This window comes from Spirosoma arcticum, from assembly GCF_054779955.1.
The window spans coordinates 54,070-72,423 of the sequence record NZ_BAAGXG010000020.1 but is presented as its reverse complement, the minus strand read 5'-3'; the positions used below and the strand labels follow the sequence as shown (position 1 = coordinate 72,423).

General features: G+C 54.2%; 17 protein-coding genes. 15 read left to right on the top strand and 2 right to left on the bottom strand.

The genetic code is table 11. The features are described from left to right. Nucleotides 1-9: 9 nt before the first annotated feature. Nucleotides 10-669: a CPBP family glutamic-type intramembrane protease gene (locus ACYVHB_RS28335; RefSeq protein WP_461055267.1), complete on the bottom strand. Its 660-nt coding sequence runs from the start codon at nucleotides 667-669 to the stop codon at nucleotides 10-12. Between the two features lie 151 nt (nucleotides 670-820). Here ACYVHB_RS28335 and ACYVHB_RS28330 point away from each other — a divergent pair, with 151 nt between their 5' ends. From ACYVHB_RS28330 to ACYVHB_RS28300, 7 genes are all read left to right on the top strand, one after another. After that, nucleotides 821-1,567 (top strand): LytTR family transcriptional regulator DNA-binding domain-containing protein, encoded by a 747-nt coding sequence (locus tag ACYVHB_RS28330; protein WP_461055266.1) that lies wholly within the window; start codon nucleotides 821-823, stop codon nucleotides 1,565-1,567. A 3-nt stretch (nucleotides 1,568-1,570) separates the two neighbouring features. Continuing rightward, nucleotides 1,571-2,818 (top strand): peptidase T, encoded by a 1,248-nt coding sequence (pepT, locus tag ACYVHB_RS28325; protein WP_461055265.1) that lies wholly within the window; start codon nucleotides 1,571-1,573, stop codon nucleotides 2,816-2,818. Between the two features lie 33 nt (nucleotides 2,819-2,851). Continuing rightward, the gene (locus ACYVHB_RS28320; RefSeq protein WP_461055264.1) at nucleotides 2,852-3,322 is read left to right on the top strand and encodes a DinB family protein; all 471 of its coding nucleotides are present in this window, start codon (nucleotides 2,852-2,854) and stop codon (nucleotides 3,320-3,322) included. A 16-nt stretch (nucleotides 3,323-3,338) separates the two neighbouring features. Beyond that, nucleotides 3,339-3,755, top strand: coding sequence for a hypothetical protein (locus ACYVHB_RS28315; RefSeq protein ID WP_461055263.1), 417 nt, complete (start codon nucleotides 3,339-3,341; stop codon nucleotides 3,753-3,755). Nucleotides 3,756-3,823: 68 nt separating this feature from the next. Next, nucleotides 3,824-4,234: a type II RES/Xre toxin-antitoxin system antitoxin gene (gene parS, locus ACYVHB_RS28310; protein ID WP_461055262.1), complete on the top strand. Its 411-nt coding sequence runs from the start codon at nucleotides 3,824-3,826 to the stop codon at nucleotides 4,232-4,234. A gap of 19 nt (nucleotides 4,235-4,253) precedes the next feature. After that, nucleotides 4,254-4,745, top strand: coding sequence for an RES family NAD+ phosphorylase (locus ACYVHB_RS28305; RefSeq protein WP_461055261.1), 492 nt, complete (start codon nucleotides 4,254-4,256; stop codon nucleotides 4,743-4,745). A 161-nt stretch (nucleotides 4,746-4,906) separates the two neighbouring features. Further along, entirely contained in the window at nucleotides 4,907-5,893 is a 987-nt protein-coding gene (locus tag ACYVHB_RS28300) for an MBL fold metallo-hydrolase (protein ID WP_461055260.1), read from the top strand. An 82-nt stretch (nucleotides 5,894-5,975) separates the two neighbouring features. On the opposite strand, the gene ACYVHB_RS28295 is transcribed toward ACYVHB_RS28300, so the two are convergent. Beyond that, the gene (locus tag ACYVHB_RS28295; protein WP_461055259.1) at nucleotides 5,976-9,653 is read right to left on the bottom strand and encodes a putative Ig domain-containing protein; all 3,678 of its coding nucleotides are present in this window, start codon (nucleotides 9,651-9,653) and stop codon (nucleotides 5,976-5,978) included. Nucleotides 9,654-10,026: 373 nt separating this feature from the next. Here ACYVHB_RS28295 and ACYVHB_RS28290 point away from each other — a divergent pair, with 373 nt between their 5' ends. The 8 genes from ACYVHB_RS28290 (at nucleotide 10,027) to sppA (ending at nucleotide 18,234) form a co-directional block, all read left to right on the top strand. Next, on the top strand, nucleotides 10,027-11,181 hold the full coding sequence (locus tag ACYVHB_RS28290) for a sensor histidine kinase (RefSeq protein WP_461055258.1): 1,155 nt from the start codon (nucleotides 10,027-10,029) through the stop codon (nucleotides 11,179-11,181). Beyond that, entirely contained in the window at nucleotides 11,150-11,902 is a 753-nt protein-coding gene (locus tag ACYVHB_RS28285; RefSeq protein ID WP_461055257.1) for a LytR/AlgR family response regulator transcription factor, read from the top strand. The genes ACYVHB_RS28290 and ACYVHB_RS28285 overlap by 32 nt, the downstream gene beginning before the upstream one ends. Nucleotides 11,903-12,021: 119 nt before the next feature. Then, entirely contained in the window at nucleotides 12,022-13,182 is a 1,161-nt protein-coding gene (locus tag ACYVHB_RS28280) for a sensor histidine kinase (RefSeq protein WP_461055256.1), read from the top strand. 85 nt (nucleotides 13,183-13,267) lie between these two features. Continuing rightward, nucleotides 13,268-13,906 (top strand): ribonuclease H1 domain-containing protein, encoded by a 639-nt coding sequence (locus ACYVHB_RS28275; protein ID WP_461055255.1) that lies wholly within the window; start codon nucleotides 13,268-13,270, stop codon nucleotides 13,904-13,906. Next, the gene (locus ACYVHB_RS28270) at nucleotides 13,906-14,616 is read left to right on the top strand and encodes a tRNA1(Val) (adenine(37)-N6)-methyltransferase (protein WP_461055254.1); all 711 of its coding nucleotides are present in this window, start codon (nucleotides 13,906-13,908) and stop codon (nucleotides 14,614-14,616) included. Before ACYVHB_RS28275 ends, ACYVHB_RS28270 begins: the two co-directional genes overlap by 1 nt. Nucleotides 14,617-14,701: 85 nt before the next feature. After that, nucleotides 14,702-15,697 carry a glycosyltransferase family 2 protein gene (locus ACYVHB_RS28265; protein ID WP_461055253.1) on the top strand — a complete coding sequence of 332 codons (996 nt, stop codon included), beginning with the start codon at nucleotides 14,702-14,704 and terminating at the stop codon, nucleotides 15,695-15,697. A 40-nt stretch (nucleotides 15,698-15,737) separates the two neighbouring features. Beyond that, on the top strand, nucleotides 15,738-16,340 hold the full coding sequence (locus ACYVHB_RS28260; RefSeq protein WP_461055252.1) for an inorganic pyrophosphatase: 603 nt from the start codon (nucleotides 15,738-15,740) through the stop codon (nucleotides 16,338-16,340). 127 nt (nucleotides 16,341-16,467) lie between these two features. Continuing rightward, entirely contained in the window at nucleotides 16,468-18,234 is a 1,767-nt protein-coding gene (sppA, locus tag ACYVHB_RS28255) for a signal peptide peptidase SppA (protein WP_461055251.1), read from the top strand. Nucleotides 18,235-18,354 lie beyond the last annotated feature (120 nt).

The window sequence follows — 18,354 nt, the reverse complement described above, 5'->3', positions numbered from 1 at the left end:
CGCTACTTCTCATCGAACGGTCGGTAGGGGAATGCCCATGAAGACGGCGATTGACAGATTGAACACGTCGACCAGCATGTGCGACATAATTGGGTAAATGAGTCGTTGGTCGCGTTGGTAAAACCACATCCAGCAAACGCCCATGATGAACGTTGTCAGGCAAGTAGGAATCAGGATGTGAGGAGTGGCCAGCCAGTAGGCTCCCCACAGGAAATAATGAGAAAAGCTGAATAGACTGGCCGAAAAGAGAATGCGCCCCCAGCGGGAGAGCGGCACGTGGGCTAACAAGCCCCGCCAGAAAGCATCCTCGAAAAACGGGTTGATGAGGGCAAACCCGACAATGCCCATCAACATCGATAACGGCACGACCTGCACGTTCAGCACGAACACGCCCAGCGGCAACAGGGCCGGTATCATCACCCCAATCAGAATCAGATGGATTGACGGTGGAGGCAGCAGTTTCCCGACAACCGGACTGCTAACGCCGAGGTAACGATTGGCGTACCGGATAGTAATGGCAATGGCAAGGTAGTAGCCCGCGAAGGCCGGTAACCATGCCCAGCGCAGGGGCAGCACCCATACGCTGATCTCGATCCCGATCCGGGTGAAAAGCAGCACAAAAAAAGGTAGCAGGAGCAACGCCCGCGACGACGTATTAATCGTTAGCATAATGACGGATTTGGTTTAAGTAAAGGAGCGGGTCAAAGATGAGCGTCGACTCCGTACCCGTCAAGCAACGAGTGACAAAGTCCACCCGGCAGTGACCAAGTGCATTCACCACTGCTTATTTTTGTGGCCATAGAGTGTAATCACGCAGCGCATGTGGATTCAGCGGTTCTGGGTACGTAACGGCATTGCGCTGGCGGGTCTGCTGTTAGCGATTTATCTACCCGACCACTACGCTATTCAGGCGCGTTCGGGCTGGGCAAAATGGACGCCCTACCTGTTTCTGCTGCTGATGTACGGCTGGATTGTCTTTCACAATCGCATCCTGTTCGAGCGATTGTTTGAGCAGGGCAAACGGCGCGAGTACGTGGGCTGGCTGCTACTGTCGCTGGTCATCGGCACGGTGAACATGACGGTAACGCTGCGCTATGGCTACGACATTCACTGGCCGGTACCGATCTTGGTTAAGTTCTACCTGTTTACTATCACCGGTTTAGGCGTGTACGTAACCTATCGGCAATTGACCCGACCGACCGATCCGCCAGCGACACCCGTTCCGACTGGCTTTCCTACTTCGTTGCCCTTCACCATCCTGACCGACGACGGTAAGCGCGAACTAATCCCGAGCGTTATTGTGTACATCGAAAGCCTGGAAAACTACGTACGCGTTGTGACGACGACGACCACCTTCGTGACGCGGCTAACCATGAAACAAGCCGAAGAACAGTTGACTAATAGCCATTTCTTGCGCATCAGTCGGTCACACTTGGTGAACATCCAGCACGTTTCCCGCTATTCGGGCGACGAACTGGTGCTTGGCAAACAGACGCTTCGGGTGGGCCGAACCTACAAACAGCACGTTGCGGAGCAACTCAACCGAAAGAATACCATAGTCCCCTAATTCATGCAGCATTATCCCTACACCGCCGTTGAGCGCTTTCTGCGCTACGTGCAGATCGACACCCAGTCGGACCCGCAGTCGCCGACGAATCCGAGTACCGAAAAGCAAAAAGACCTGAGCCGGGTGCTGGTGCAGGAACTGCTCAACATGGGCATTGCTGACGCCGGACTGGACGAGTGGGGTTACGTCTACGCCACCATCCCGGCCAACAGCGACAAGCCAAATGTGCCGACAATCTGCTTCTGCTCACACGTCGACACCTCTCCCGACGTGACCGGTGCGGGCGTGAAACCCATCATCCACGAACGCTGGGACGGTTCTGACATCATCTTGCCGAATGACAAAACACAGATTATCCGCGTCGCCGACCACCCGGATTTGCACAATCAAATCGGTAACGACATTATTACCGCCAGTGGCACCACGTTACTGGGAGCTGACAACAAAGCGGGGCTGGCCGAAATCATGGACGCGGCCCACTACCTAACAACCCATCCCGATATAAAGCACGGGCGTATCCGGCTGCTGTTCACGCCCGACGAGGAAGTAGGACGAGGCACCGAAAAGGTCGACATTCAGAAGTTAGGAGCCGACTTCGGCTATACCATCGACGGGGAAGCGCTCGGTACGCTCGAAGACGAAACCTTCTCCGCCGACGCCGTCAAGATCACCATTCAGGGCGTCAGCACACATCCTGGTTTCGCGAAGGGCAAATTGGAAAACGCGTTGAAAATTGCCGGTGATCTGCTGGCTGCGTTACCTACAGACACGCTTTCGCCCGAAACGACGGAGGGCATGGCCGGTTTCGTGCACCCGACCCGGATAGAGGGTAATCAGGATCAGGCCGTGCTGGAATTTATCATCCGCGACTTCACCGAAATGGGTTTGCACGACAAAGAAGCGTACCTGCAAAGTGGGCTAAACGACGTGCTGACGCGCTACCCCGGCTCAAAAGCTGACTTCGTGGTGAAACAGCAGTACCGGAACATGAAAGAAATCCTGAATCAGCATCCGGCCGTGGTCGACAACGCGCTGGAAGCCATTCGCCGGGCGGGACTGTCGGCCGAACGGCGCAGCATCCGGGGCGGCACGGACGGGTCGCGGCTGTCATTCATGGGTCTCCCCTGCCCCAACATTTTCGCGGGTGAACACGCCTTTCACTCGCGGCAGGAGTGGGTATCGGTGCAGGACATGCAACGCGCCGTGGAGGTAATTGTGAACGTGGCACGGGTGTGGGAAGAACGGGCTTAACAATGGTTGCCACATAATGATGCGTTCACTGCTATGCTAACCAACACACTAATTACGCTGTTTGCGCGGGATCTGTCCAGACTGATGCAGCAAATCGACGCCTACGATGCTGAACAAAAGCTTTGGGAAGTTGCCCCCGGCATCAGCAATTCGGCCGGAAACCTGTGCCTGCATTTGATCGGCAACCTCAACGCGTACATCGGAGCAACCTTAGGCAGGACGGGCTACATACGTGACCGTTCTGCTGAGTTCTCAACCAAACACATCCCCAAAGCCGAACTGCTGGCGGATCTGACCAGCACAAAGGCCATGATAAACGCCACGTTGTCAGCAATACCAGATGACCAGTTGAGCAAACTTTATCCCAATGAAATATTAGGCTACCCAATGACCGTTCATTATTTTCTGGTGCATTTGAGCGGTCACCTGAACTATCATCTGGGGCAGATCGACTATCACCGGCGACTGCTAACTGGGGCACAACGGGTCACTTACCAGGAGTAAGACGAAGAAAATCCGTATGACCACCGCCCGCATCGCCGTTGACTTCGGCTTAGTCGTTCTGATCTGGCTCGTTCAGCTCATCATCTACCCCAGTTTCCAGTACATGAGCACCGACCAGTTAGCCGCCTGGCATCCTAAATACAGCAATTTCATCACACTCATCGTCGGCCCGCTGATGCTGGCGCAGGTTGGTTTGATCGGTTGGGAATTAGTCAATCGCTCTTCCTGGTTGGCGGTAACATCGGCGGTATTGGTTGGGCTGATGTGGGCTTCAACGGCGTTCCAGGCAGTGCCGATTCATAACGCCATTGCAGCCAGTAATTCCTCGCCCGAAACATTAGCCCAGTTAGTGAGCGTCAACTGGATGCGTACGGTGGGCTGGACGGTAATTTTCGGCTTGGGCCTGTGGCAACATGGGCGTGATTCACACTAATCTGTCGATAGAATGAACCCAGTATGACATATTGCGGTTATAGCACTGACATATTTCGGTCAATAACTATGGCTTCTGCAACACTTCCTCCAAATACGGCTGTTTATGCCCCCTACACTGTCATTGATAAGGCTCGGCAGGGAGTATTTCGGTCCGAAGCCGATCAGGTAGCGGGTATGGTTAGGCTGACGGACATTGAAATGGCCCGAATTCTGAACATGTCGGACCGTAACCTGCACCGAATTAAACCCAACGAGCGACTGTCGCGCGATGCTTCAGAGCGGCTACTGCTGCTAACGAACCTGCTGCGGCACGGGCTGGACGTGTTCGATGAGGACGCCGAAACGCTTGCCGACTGGCTGCGGTCGCCAATCCGGGAGTTGAATAGCCAGTCGCCCCTGCACCTGCTGGACACGACGACCGGCTTTGGGCTGGTAGATGATGTGCTGGGTCGAATCGAACACGGCATTGTCGGGTAAGGGACATACTGAACCCGCAATGCTGACTGTTTATCGAACTGTAAAAGCCAAATACGTAGCTGAACCGCTGTCCACCGAGGGAGCGCGGTTGTTCGGCGGTCGCTGGAATCCCAAGGGCTATCCGTTGTTATACGCAACCTCCTCACCAGCTTTGGCACTGGTTGAGTCGCTGGTGCATCAGCCCCGCGTGAACTATCAAAAGTTACCAAAGCTGTTTTTATTTACGCTGGAAGTGCCGGAGGACGTAACGGCCTATCCCCCTGAAGAGCTACCGGATTACTGGAACGACGAGAGTTACGAACGCACCCAATGGATTCTGCGCGACTGGCTCAGTAACCCCACAACGTTGATAGCGGCTGTGCCATCGGTGGTTGTGCCGATGTCGTACAACTACCTGCTGCATCCGGGTCATCCCCGTTTTAGCGAAACCCAAGTTGTTAAGAGCGAGCCATTTCCGGTTGAACGGCGGTTGTGGCGGGATGAAAGCGTTACCTCAACTGCGCCGGAGTAAGCGAATCCCCAAACTGTTTACCCGATTAGTGAGCGTCAACTGGGGTAAGTAGGGTGGGCTGGACGGTAATTTTCAGCTTGGGCGTAACATCCCGTTTGCGCGATCTAACGAACAATCTGCCAGACGCATAGGTTGAGCAACAAACTAAATTCAACGCCGGTATGGAAGCTCAACTCGATCTTGATACATCAACCGACACAAGTTTGTCATCTCCTTACGATGTCACGCACGACGTAGCCGGTCTGAAAACGCTTTTTGTTAACGTATTCTTCATCGGTACACCCCAGCGTGGAGACGCGGGCGCGGGTAATCCCTGGGTGTTGGTCGATGCGGGTTTGCCGGGCTACGCAGGTCAGATTAAAAAGAAAGCCGAAACGCTGTTCGGAAGCGGTGCAAAGCCCAGCGCTATTGTGCTCACGCATGGCCACTTCGACCATACGGGAGCGTTGAAATCATTGCTGAAGGAGTGGCCGGACGTGCCGATTTACGCGCATACCCTCGAATTGCCGTACTTAACTGGAATGTCGAGCTATCCCCCACCCGACCCGGCCATTGGGGGCGGATTCATGTCGTATAGCTCATTCATTTTCCCCATCGGTCCCGACGACTTCGGCGACCGCGTCCGGGCAATACCGGCTGACGGCATCATCCCCGAATTGCCAAGCTGGCGGGCGATTCATACACCGGGTCATGCACCGGGCCATATTTCGCTCTTCCGGGAAGAAGATCGGACGCTAATCGCGGGCGACGCCTTTGTGACGACAAATCAGAACTCGGCGGTTTCGGTGGCTACGCAAAAGGAAGAATTTCACGGTCCACCAGCCTACTTTACCTGCGATTGGGATGCTGCCCGTCAGTCGGTTCAAACGCTGGCCGATCTAAATCCGTTGGCCGTCGGCACAGGGCACGGCGTTTCCGTTCGGGGTTACGAGCTACAGATTAAGCTGACCCACTTAGCCGATAACTTCGATAAACAGTCCATACCATCCGAAGGCCGATATGTGAAGCAAGCCGCTATTACGGACGAAGCTGGCGTGGTCGATATGCCCGCACCAACGTCGTACAACGTAGCGCGGGTGATTGGCTGGAGCGCCTTGGCCGGGCTGTTGCTGTACACGTTCTGGCCGGGTGGAGATGAGGAGGAATAAGTGTCGTGCCTGACCGGATCGGTCCAATACAAAAATGCCCCGGCTGCTTGCCGGGGCATTTTTGTATTGGACGTCAACGAACTTACTTCACTTTTACTATCCGAACCGTTTTGGTTTGACTATTGGTGCTAACCCGCAGTAACAATACGCCGTCTGGATGCGCCGACACGTTGAAGCGGTGCCGCTCAGCCGCGCCCGCCTGCTCAGACCGGCTTTGACCAACGACGCGGTTCTGCATATCGGTCAATGACAGCGTGAGCGCAGTTCCCTGAGCACCCGTCACCTCAACCTCAACCACGTTCTGAACTGGGTTACCCAGGACACGCACCTGAAGAGCGGTTCCTGACTCAGCCCCTTTTCGGGCACTGTTGCTCCCGCAGGCAGCCAGCCAGTTATAACTAAAGCTGGCTCCACCCGCTGTTCCACTCTGCGTAGCTTTCAGCGTAACCGTTGGGTTGTCGGTGTACAAGGTCAGCGTGTAGGGACCTGATGCTGTGGTTGGCAGCGACTCATTGAGCACCTCGAACGTGATCGGCTGGCCATTCGTACCTGAGTACTCGGGTGTGAACGTTAGCGTACGCTGACTTGCAGTTACTACAGCGCAATTCACCGTCGTTACGCCCGTGATCGCAAACGAACCGGGGGTTGGGGTGGGTGGCGGAGTCGAACCTCCTACGCAGGCGGCCAGCCAGCTATAGCTAAAGCTGGATTCACCCGCTGTTCCACTCTGCGTGGCCCTCAGCGTAACGGTTGGGTTATCGGTGTACAAATTTAGTCGGTACGGACCCGGTGCCGTAGTCGGCAGTGTCTCATTAACAACCTCGAAGGTAACCGGTTGACCATTTGTACCTGTATATTGGGGCGCGAACGTTAGCGTACGCAAGCCAGCCGTTACCGTGGCACAATTCACCGTTGTCACACCCGTAATCGCAAACGAACCGGGCGTTGGCGGGTTGATAACCTCGGCCGGGTTAACCGTAATGGTAAACGTCGTGCTGGCCGAAAGATTACCCGGATCAGTAGCCGTGATGGTCACCGTCGAAACGCCCGACGCGCTGGCCACACCTGAGATCGTGCGCGTTCCGGCGTCAAAGTTGAGTCCGGCTGGCAGACCCGACGCGGTGTAAGTCAGCACATCGCCGTTAGGGTCAGTGAAAGCATTGACCGTGTAATTGAAGCTCTGACCTACTGTGGCTGTCTGGTTATTATTGCTCACCGCTACCGGAGCCTGATTGGCAGGCGGAGTGACGGGGGCCGGGTTGACCGTAATAATGAAGGTCGTATTGGCCGAGAGGTTGCCCGGATCGGTCGCGGTGATGGTCACCGTCGAAACGCCCGACGCGCTGGCCACGCCCGAGATCGTGCGCGTACCAGCGTCAAAGGTCAAACCTGCGGGCAGGCCCGATGCCGAGTAAGTCAGCACGTCGCCGTTGGGGTCGGTGAAAGCGTTGACGACGTAACTGAAATTCTGGCCCACCGTGGCCGTCTGGTTAGGGTTGCTCACTGCCACCGGGGCCTGGTTAGCAGGCGGAGTAACCGGAGCAGGATTAGCCATGATGGTGAAGGTCGTACTGGCGGACAAACTGCCCGGATCGGTGACGGTGATGGTCACCGTTGAAACGCCCGATGCACTCGCCACACCTGAGATCGTACGCGAGTTAGCATCGAAGGTTAAACCCGATGGCAAGCCCGACGCTGAGTAGGTCAGCACGTCGCCGTTGGGGTCAGTGAAAGCATTGACCGTGTAGCTGAAGTTGACCCCTACCGTGGCTGTCTGATTATCATTGCTCACCGCCACTGGAGCCTGATTGGTGGGCGGAGTAACCGGGGCCGGATTAACCGTGATGGTGAAGCTCGTACTGGCCGAAAGGTTGCCCGGATCAGTAGCCGTGATCGTCACCGTCGAGACGCCCGATGCACTGGCCACACCTGAGATCGTGCGCGAGTTAGCGTCGAAGCTCAAGCCTGCGGGCAGGCCCGACGCCGAGTAAGTCAGCACGTCGCCGTTGGGATCGGTGAACGCATTGACGACGTAGCTGAAGTTCTGACCCACCGTGGCCGTCTGGTTGGAGTTGCTCACCGCTACTGGGGCCTGGTTAGCAGGGGGAGTCACTGGAGCAGGATTGACCGTGATGGTGAAGGTCGTACTGGCCGAGAGACTACCCGGATCGGTCGCTGTTATAGTCACCATTGAGACGCCCGACGCGCTGGCCACGCCCGAGATTGTGCGCGTTCCGGCGTCGAAGGTCAAGCCTGCTGGCAGGCCCGACGCCGAGTAAGTCAGCACGTCGCCGTTAGGGTCAGTGAAGGCATTGACGACATAGGTGAAGTTGACGCCTACTGTCGCCGTCTGGTTGGGGTTGCTCACCGCTACCGGGGCCTGGTTAGCAGGAACTGTCGAGCTAACCGTGCCCGTAACGCCGACGTTAGCCGTTTGCGAACCACTGAAGTTTATGATCGTTCCGTCTACTGCACCAACCGGCGCGTTAGCAGCCAACCGAACATAAACCGTGGCCGAGGTAGTGGAGTTAGGAAACGTCACTACGTTCGCAAAGCCCGTCGTTGAGGTCTTACTGATCTGATAACCACTGGGTGCTCTTGCCTCTAACACGCCCGTCAGCGCCGTGGCTGAAAGCACATACGATTGCTCCGGCGACGCGGTGCCCTGAGATGTACTGAAATTGAGCGTCGTTGGTGAGACTGTGAGGGCCGGTGGCGCGTCGTCGTCTAAGATAGTAACGGTTGCCGTGTTGGTTGGGCCGATGAACACCGATTCGCTGGGGTTGTCGATGGTTAGTATCGCTGTTTCGGTGCCTTCAATATCGTCGTCGTTAAAAACACTCATCAGGGCCGTGCCCGAGGTGGCTCCGCTGGCAATGGGGATGGTTGTTAAACTAAATCCGACGTCACCCGAAATATTCGTGCCTGACGCGCGAACGCGTACGGACTGATTGCCCACCACCGGCCTGGTGGCCGTCACCGTCACGACGGCGCTGAACGACGTCGTGCCTGACGTCCTGCTTTCCGTTAGGGTCGTGGGGTTAACGGATATATTGACGAACGTCGGCTGAACGAAAATCTGCTTGTTGTTGATGAACGCCTTGTTCACCTGACCCGGTGTTTTCTCGAACAATCCCGACCAGGTAAAATCGGTATAAATCGAACCGGTTCCCTGTAGCTGGATGGAGTTAGTACCGTTGGGAGGACCGGGCGTAGTGGTTGTGGGGGCTACCAGACCGGCTGCCGGACCACTTACGGCGGTCAGCGACGAACCAAAATAGCTGATGAAATTGGTGACCTCACCACTTGCATTGACCACCGCTATTCCTCCCTGTTTCCGCTCAGTACCGGCACTGATGGTACCTGGCGGGAACGTGAAAGCAAGGGTGCCATAGCCGTTTTCCTGATCCGGTATTGTGCCCGACAATACCGCCGAGCCGGTAACTGCCCCCTGGTTGATATTACCGTTAACATTTGGAATGCGTCCGTAAAACACCAGACTCCAACTGTTCACGTTCGTGTTTGCTGGCCCGGCAATCTCAACCAGTTCCTCTACGTCAAACACGAACGTGCTACCAACCAGACGTTGGCCGTCGCGGATGATTTCATTGACGAAAACCGTCTGCGATTGTGCGCGCACGAAAGAGGCCATCAGCATCAGGCCAAACAACAGCATCAACCACCGGGGTCGTATGCTATGCTGAGATGTTTCGGGCAGCGTCGATTGGCTGCCATTCGCACGTAAAAAAGTTTGTAACATAATCAGTTGATAAATAATGGAAACAGGTTAATTAGAAATTAAATCTGGTGAACAACTGGCCCGCTAATGACCCGGTTACTGCTGGTTATCGAAAGCAATTTTAACAAGAATGTTCGTTTGTTGTTATGTAGCAGGTAACCAAAACGGCTCAATAATTGATATCTGTAGTGAAATAGACGGTTAGCATCGTTGGATACAATTGGTCGACAGTTTATGCGAATTAAGCGACAGGATAGTCAGTTTATGGGAGATGTAGCTTATTTTAACCGGCTCAAACCGGCCTGTAGTCTGAGTGCCGACGGGACAACGTCTGTTTTGCGCTACGGTCTGCAAACAGCATCAGTTGACCAGTTCAGTCGCGTTCTACGCAATTATGCTTTTCGTTAAAGTCCCGTATTTCTCGAACCAACGCACGGTGAACTGGCCCCAGCTTGGCGCACATGCCCTCGTCTGGATTGGCTGTTATTGCCTGATCACCACGCTTTACTGGTTATCACTTGATGCACGGGGCCGAGAGTTTGGCATACCGGTAGACTGGACAATTGCCCGCTGGCTGGGAGCGGGCCACTTCGTGTGTATGTTCATTGCCTATTATTGGATCACCCGGATTGTGTACCGCGCCATTATACGGGAACGCTGGTTACACGTTCTGCTGCACGTGGTTACCATATACGGGCTGACCTGGCTGGCTACTCACCTTTTATACACCAAAGTTGGCGAGTCGTTCCTCAGCGAAAATGCGCAGTTGGATAGCTACCCCAAGTACTTTAAACAGGCGGGGCCATTCTATTCAATAACCAGCCTGAGCATCTTCCTGCCAAACTGGTGGCTTTATAGCATCATGCTGACGGCCATTGCCTTTAAGGTGAGCCGGGAAATTTTTCACGCGCAAAACCGTGCGCTGCGGCTGGAGATAAATTTGCTGCGTGCTCAGATAAACCCGCATTTTCTCTTTAATACACTAAACAACATCTACTCCATCGTTGAAGAAAAGGACCCGTATGCCGCCGATATTCTGCTGAAGTTTGGCGACATCATGCGCTATGCTCTGTACGAGACGGACAGTAGTTTTATCAATCTGGAACACGAGATTGATATGCTGAATGAGTACATCGAACTGGAGCGCATTCGGCATGATGCCTCGACACCCGCTCGCATCACGGTTGATGTATCGGGCGACACGGGTGATTTTGTCGTGCCGCCCCTGCTGCTGATTACGCTGGTCGAAAACGCGTTTAAGCACGGCACCCACGCTACCATTGGCTCATCCTGGGTTCATATTCGGCTGGACGTTGACGCGCAGCGGATGCAGTTTGAGGTAAGCAACAGCAAGCCGCCTATTACGCCCAAGCGGATAAACAAACACAAACTGAACGTGCACCGGGTAGGCTTAGCCAACATCCGGCGCCGACTGGATTTACTGTATCCGGCCCGTCATAAACTGACCATCGTCGATACCCCCGATACCTATACGATCACCATAACCCTCATGAAGCATGGACACGCCCATCTCCTGCCTGGTCGTTGACGACGAACCATTAGCCAGCCAATTGATTGAACGATTCATTAGCCGCATTGCTTCCCTACACTGGATTGGCACGTGCACAAACGCGGTTGATGCCATTGGCGCCGTTCGGGTTCACCAACCGGCGCTTCTGTTTCTGGACATTGAGATGCCTGAACTGAGCGGGCTTGATTTCCTGAACACTTTTTCCACCAACCGGCCCCAGGTTATCCTGACCACTGCGTATCCCCAATATGCCCTGGAGGGGTTCGATTACGACGTAACGGACTATTTGCTGAAGCCGATTCGGTTTGAGCGGTTCGTGCGAGCCATCAATAAGGTGCACGCCCGCACGGCGCAAACGGCGGTGACCCTGCCCCCCAACCCAGCCCCCGTCGATAATGCGTCCGCCGACAGTCAGGCCGCGGCCCCAACTGATCCGTTTATCTGGGTCAACATAAACAAGAAGAAAATTCGGCTGACTATTCGGGAGATTGTGTTTTTGGAGAGCCTCAAAGATTACACCCGCATTCACCTGCCCGATCAGCGCGTGGAAGTCCATGCCCCCCTCAACAAACTGGAACAGTTGTTGCCGCCCGATGAGTTTATGCGCATCAACCGGTCATACATTGTCCGGCGCGATGCTGTTGCCTCGATTCAGGGCAAAACGGTTGAGTTAACCAACAAAACACAATTAACGGTTGGCATCACCTACCGGGATTCGGTCAGGGACCAGTTGAAGTAAACCGGCCACTCCCTAAGCCTTCACCGTTGACTAACCACGTTGCGTGCTGACGTGCCATGTCTGTTTCAGATCGTTTTACTGAGTACCCCAATTAGGCAGGTTAGTCAAGCGCACAAAGTATGGTAGTCAATAAAGTAGTGGATTTTCTGGCCCGACGGCCCGTCAACTGGCGCCAGGTCTGGACGCACACGTTCATTTGGATAGCCTGCTACTGGACTCTGACGTATCTGCACTGGTTGTTTCTCGAATCGTACGTACCTGACTTTGATCTGCCAGTTAACTCGGTCATGGCCCGTTGGCTGGGTGCTGGTCACGTAGCCATCACGTTTATCGCCTATTACTGGATTACGTTACGTATTATCCCAAACGTTGTGGGTTGGCGGTGGCCCATCGCCATCATGCACGGCGTTAGCGTGTATGTCCTGATTGGCTTAGGCGCTTACTACCTCTATCATGCCGTGAGCGACTCGTTTAAGGGTGAGAACAAGCGATTCGATAAGTACATCAACGGCTACTACGGCGAAGAAAACTCGCTCTACTCATTGATAAATCTGGAAACTTTCTTCCAAAACTGGTGGTGGTTTTATAGCGTGTTGTTAGTCGCCGTTTTTATGAAAGTCGTCAAGGAGATTTACCTTACCCGTAACCATGCGCTGCAATTAGAGCTTAACCTGTTACGAGCGCAGATTAACCCGCACTTCCTCTTCAACACGCTTAACAACGTCTACTCCATTGTTGAAGAAAAGGATGCCTACGCGGCCGAAATCCTCCTGAAATTCGGCGACATCATGCGCTACACCCTCTACGAGGTGAATAACGAGTTTATTGATCTGCACCAGGAAGTAAGCATTCTGAGTGACTACATTGAACTGGAACGAATCCGGCACGATGATACGGCTCCCGCCCACATTGATTTTGCGGTAACGGGCGATCCCAACGGTTTTGCCGTGCCGCCCCTGCTCCTGCTAACGTTGGTGGAGAATGCGTTCAAACACGGTATTCATTCCACAATTGGGTCCTCCTGGGTACGCATCCAGTTAAGGGTCGATCAGCACAAATTACGGTTTGAGGTCAGCAACAGCAAACCCGCCGTGCAGCGGGTTTCGTCCTCTAAGCACAAAATAAACGTGCATCGGGTGGGCTTAGCCAACATCCAGCGTCGACTGGCACTACTCTACCCCACAGATCATACGTTAACCATCAGTAACGAGTCCGATACGTATTCCGTTACCTTAAGCCTGATTAATCACCGACGCACCAATCTGCTGCTTGGTCGTTGACGAGAAACCACGAACCAGCCATTTCGGTGCGTAGTAGCAGGGGAGCGCGTATTCCTTAGTTTTGCGAAATCAATCGTTTGCCCGCATGGCCCAGAAAAAACCGAAGTTCTACGTCGTCTGGCAGGGTCGCAAACCTGGTGTCTACGACAACTGGGACGACGCTAAAGCCCAGACTGATGGGTTTGCCAAGCCGCTGTTCAAATCGTTCGACAGCAAACCAGCCGCGCTGAAAGCGTTTCAGGACAAACCCCACGCCCACGTTGGGCAGGGCACCAAACCCGTTGCCAAACAAGGCAAATTAGCGGGCTTGGTGGGCAACCCAATCCAGGACAGTTTGGTGGTCGATGCGGCCTGGAACACCGCCACCGGCGACATGGAATACCAGGGTATTTATTTAGCCACGAAGCAAAAGCTATTTCTGAAAGGTCCCTACGCCGATGGTACCAACAACATCGGCGAGTTTCTGGCCATTATTCATGCGCTGGCACTGCTCCACCAAAAAGGCAGCACCATTCCCGTTTACTCCGACTCCCGAACGGCCATTAGCTGGGTCAAGAAGAAACACGCCAATACCAAACTCGAAGAAACGGCCCGCAACGCCGAGCTGTTCGAGTTAATTGACCGGGCCGAAACCTGGCTCAAAACCCACACGTTCGCCAACCCGGTACTGAAATGGGAAACCACCGTCTGGGGCGAAAATCCCGCTGATTTCGGCCGAAAGTAATGTTTCGCTTCAAACAGTTCACCATCCACCAGGATCGCACGGCCATGAAAGTCTGCACCGACGCCTGCGTGCTGGGCGCGTTTGCCGACGTAGCCGAAACGTCCGAAATCCCGGTGCGTATTCTCGACATTGGGACGGGAACGGGGTTGCTGGCGCTTATGGCCGCCCAACGAAATCCGCTGGCACTTGTCGACGCCGTGGAGGTTGATGAAGCCGCGTTCGGTCAGGCGGTGGAGAACGTAGCGAATAGTCCGTTTAGCGGGCGGGGGCGGGTATGGTACGGGCGGGTGCAGGATTTTGTTCCTCCTCACCCCTACGACCACATCCTCACTAATCCGCCGTTCTACACCAATCACTTACGCTCACCCAACTCCGCCGTGAACCGGGCGCTGCACACCGACGAACTTCCTTTCCCAAAGTTGATCGAAGCGATTGGGCGGCTGTTGAAACCGGACGGCCAATGGTGGGTGTTGCTGCCCCCTTCCGAGACCGTCAGTTTGATTAAATTAGCCGCTGCAATGGGCCTGACACCTTATCGGCAGCTACACCTGCGTCACAACGAACGCAAATCAGTATTTCGCATCATTACGGGCTTTAGCTATGTCCAGCGTACGACAAGCAGTAGCACACTGGACATTTATGAATCAGACAGTAAAGGGTATACCCCGGCGTTTCGGGCGTTGCTGCGCGATTTCTACCTGATATTCTAAATCTTTTCGACCTTTGCCAATGAATTGACTGGTTACGTTTTACGTTTACAGTGTATACCGTTCGTCATTCGTCGTAAATCAATAAATGACCAGCCTACTTCAACTAACCATCCTGATTCCGCTTTATAACGAAGACGAGTCGCTGCCTGAACTGCACGACTGGATTGTTCGGGTCATGACGGAGCATAATTATACGTATGAAATCCTGTTCGTCGATGACGGCAGCACTGACAATTCATGGGCCGTCATTGAGCAATTAGCGGGCGTCAATCCAAGCGTGCGGGGTGTCCGGTTCAACCGCAACTACGGCAAAACGGCGGGTCTGCAAACCGGCTTTCAGGCCGCACGGGGGCAGGTTGTGATCACGATGGACGCCGATTTGCAAGACAGTCCCGACGAGATACCCGAACTCTACCGAATGATTGTCGAAGACAAGTATGACCTTGTTTCGGGCTGGAAACAAAAACGCTACGACCCCATCACCAAAACCTTACCGACGAAACTGTTCAACGCCGTGTCGCGCTGGATTTCGGGCGTTCAGCTTCACGATTTCAACTGCGGCCTGAAAGCCTACCGGCAGCGCGTGGTGAAGGCAATTGCGCCCTCGCTCTATGGCGATATGCACCGTAATTTACCCATCGTGGCCAACTGGAACGGGTTCAGCCGCATCGGCGAGAAGGTGGTGCAACACCGCGCCCGTAAATACGGCACCACCAAGTTTGGGCTGGAGCGGTTTGTAAACGGCTTTCTGGACGTACTCGTCATTGCCTTCGTGCATCGGTTCAGTAAGCGACCCATGCACTTTTTCGGGACGTTTGGAACGCTGTCGTTCTTTGTCGGCACGGTGCTGGCGGTATGGCTCATTGCCGAAAAACTTATTCATATTGCGCAGGGTGTCAGGTTCCGCAACGCCACCGACAATCCGCTGTTCTACTTCGGTTTAGTAGCCATTATCCTCGGCGTTCAATTGTTTCTGGCAGGCTTCCTGGGCGAAATGCTCGTGCGGCAAAGCCTGAGCAAAACCGGTGATTCACTCATTGCTGAACGGATCGGTTTTGCCGAACAAACGGTATCGATGTGACCGATTTTTGTCAACTAATTAATCTTTTACTAACAACTCAATGAAGAGTAACTTTAAAGCGCATCCCTGGCACGGCATTTCAATTGGTGACTTAGCCCCGAAGCAGGTAACGGTATTTATCGAAATTGTGCCAACTGACACGGTTAAGTACGAAATTGACAAGACGTCGGGCTACCTCAAAATTGACCGTCCTCATCAGTATTCCAACGTGCTGCCCGCCCTCTACGGCTTCATTCCCCAAACCTACTGCGGGGAGCAGATTGCCCGGCTGGCCAGTGAGAAATCGGGTAAAGTTGTGCACATGGGCGATGGTGACCCGCTCGACATCTGCGTATTGACCGAGCGCGAGATTACGCACGGCGACATTATTCTTCAGGCCATTCCAATTGGTGGTTTCCGGCTCATCGACAAGGGCGAGGCCGACGATAAAATCATTGCCGTTTTGAAAGGCGACGCCATGTACGAGCAGTTTACCGAGTTGGGTCAACTGCCCGAAGCCGTGGTCAAGCGGCTGCGTCACTACTTCCTGACTTATAAAAACCTGCCCGATGAGCCGCCCGTCATGGAATTGGCCAACATTTATGGGCAGGCCGAAGCCTGGGAAGTTATCCGCACATCCATCGCCGACTATAAACTGATGTAGTCGATTGATACCCGGCAGTGGCATCAGCCATTCGTCCGCGCTTTTCATGCACTCAACACTTTTACAGCCCGGAGATAGCTTTCCGGGCTATATTTGTAATGACCTGTTAAACAAGCGTCTTTCATTTATGCGACAGTTTCTTAAGTATGTTCTGGCCACTATCGTTGGTCTGCTGCTTTTCTTTTTTGTTGGATTTCTACTGGTGGCCGGCATCGGAGCCGCCGTGTCGTCATCGTCCGACAAACGAACCGCCGTCAAAGAAAAATCAGTGCTGAAATTAGATTTAGATAAGCCCATTCAGGAGCGAAGCGTTGACAATCCGTTCGAGGGTTTTGGCTCGGTTGGTGGCTCGGGCGATGCCATTGGGTTGGTCGAGCTTAAGCAGGCCCTGAAGGAGGCTAAAGACGACGAAAATATCGAAGGCATCTACCTACAGGCCGAAGGCCCGATAGCGGGTTGGGCGTCGCTCGAAGAAGTACGTAACGCGCTCGTCGATTTTAAACAGTCGAAAAAATTCGTGTACGCCTACGCCGAAACGATGACCGAAAAGGGCTACTACCTTGCGTCGGTGGCCGACAAAATATACCTCAACCCGGCCGGTGACCTGGAATGGAATGGCCTGAACGCCGAACTGTCTTTTTTTAAAGGAACACTCGACAAACTGGGTTTGAAGCCCGAAATCTTCAAGGTAGGTGAGTTCAAAAGTGCCGTGGAGCCGTTCATTCGCGAGAATATGAGTGAGCCAAACCGCCTGCAGGTGACGTCGTTCCTGAATTCGGTCAACGACCACATGCTGGTGAAGGTGGCCCAAAGCCGGGGACTGCGCGTCGATTCGCTCAAACGCTACGCCGACAACCTGACCATCCAAAAACCCGCCGACGCGCTGCGGACCAAACTCGTCACCAATATTGGCTACCAGGATGAACTCGAAGCGTTGATTCACAAGCAGTTGGACATCGATGCTAAAAAGAAGATCAACTACGTGTCGCTCAACAAATACAAAGGTTCGGACACCGATGCTGAGTCAGGAACAAGCTCGAACCGAATTGCCGTTATCATCGCTTCGGGCGACATCAACTCGGGTAAGGGCGACGCCAACAGCATCGGCTCCGAATCCATCGTGGAGGAACTGCGCAAAGCCCGGTTAGACGATAAAATCAAAGCCATCGTGCTGCGCGTCAATTCAGGCGGGGGCAGTGCGCTGGCATCGGATGTGATGTACCGCGAAGTTGAATTAGCTAAAAAAGCCAAACCCGTTATCGGCTCCATGTCCGACTACGCGGCTTCGGGCGGCTACTACATGCTCATGGGCTGCAACAAAATCGTGGCTCAACCCAACACCATCACGGGGTCTATCGGCGTATTCGCGCTGCTGTTCAACACCGAAACCTTCTTCAAAGACAAGCTTGGTATCACCTATGACCGGGTGAAAACCAACACCAACGCCGACTACCCGGCGGTGACCCACGAGATGACGCCGTTTCAGAAACAGTCCCTCCAGCGTAGTACGGAACGCATTTACGCTGACTTCACGGGCAAAGCAGCAGCCGGTCGGAAACTGCCCGTCGACAGCCTGCGGGCCATTGCCGGGGGGCGCGTCTGGACGGGTACGCAGGGCAAAGCCATCGGCCTGGTCGATCAACTCGGCGGCCTGGATGATGCCATCAAGTTAGCCGCGCAAACGGCTAAACTGAAAGAAGGTGATTACAAGCTGAAGTATCAGCCGCGCAAAAAAGAGTTCTTCGAGCAGTTGATGAGCTCGTTCAACGACGACGGCGAAGCAGCTGTTCGGGCCCAGCTTGGCGAACTGGCTCCGTACGTAACGTATCTGAAGAAGCTCAAAACCATGAACGGCGTTCAGGCCCGCCTGCCGTTCGAGATGGACATCCGATAGTTAGTTAGGTTTGCAGTAGTTCGGACCGCTACGGATTTTAAAATCTGTAGCGGTCTTTTTTTATGTCCCAACGCTAAAGCGGTGGGCTGATAAAAACGAGCGGTGTTCCGGCTATCAGCC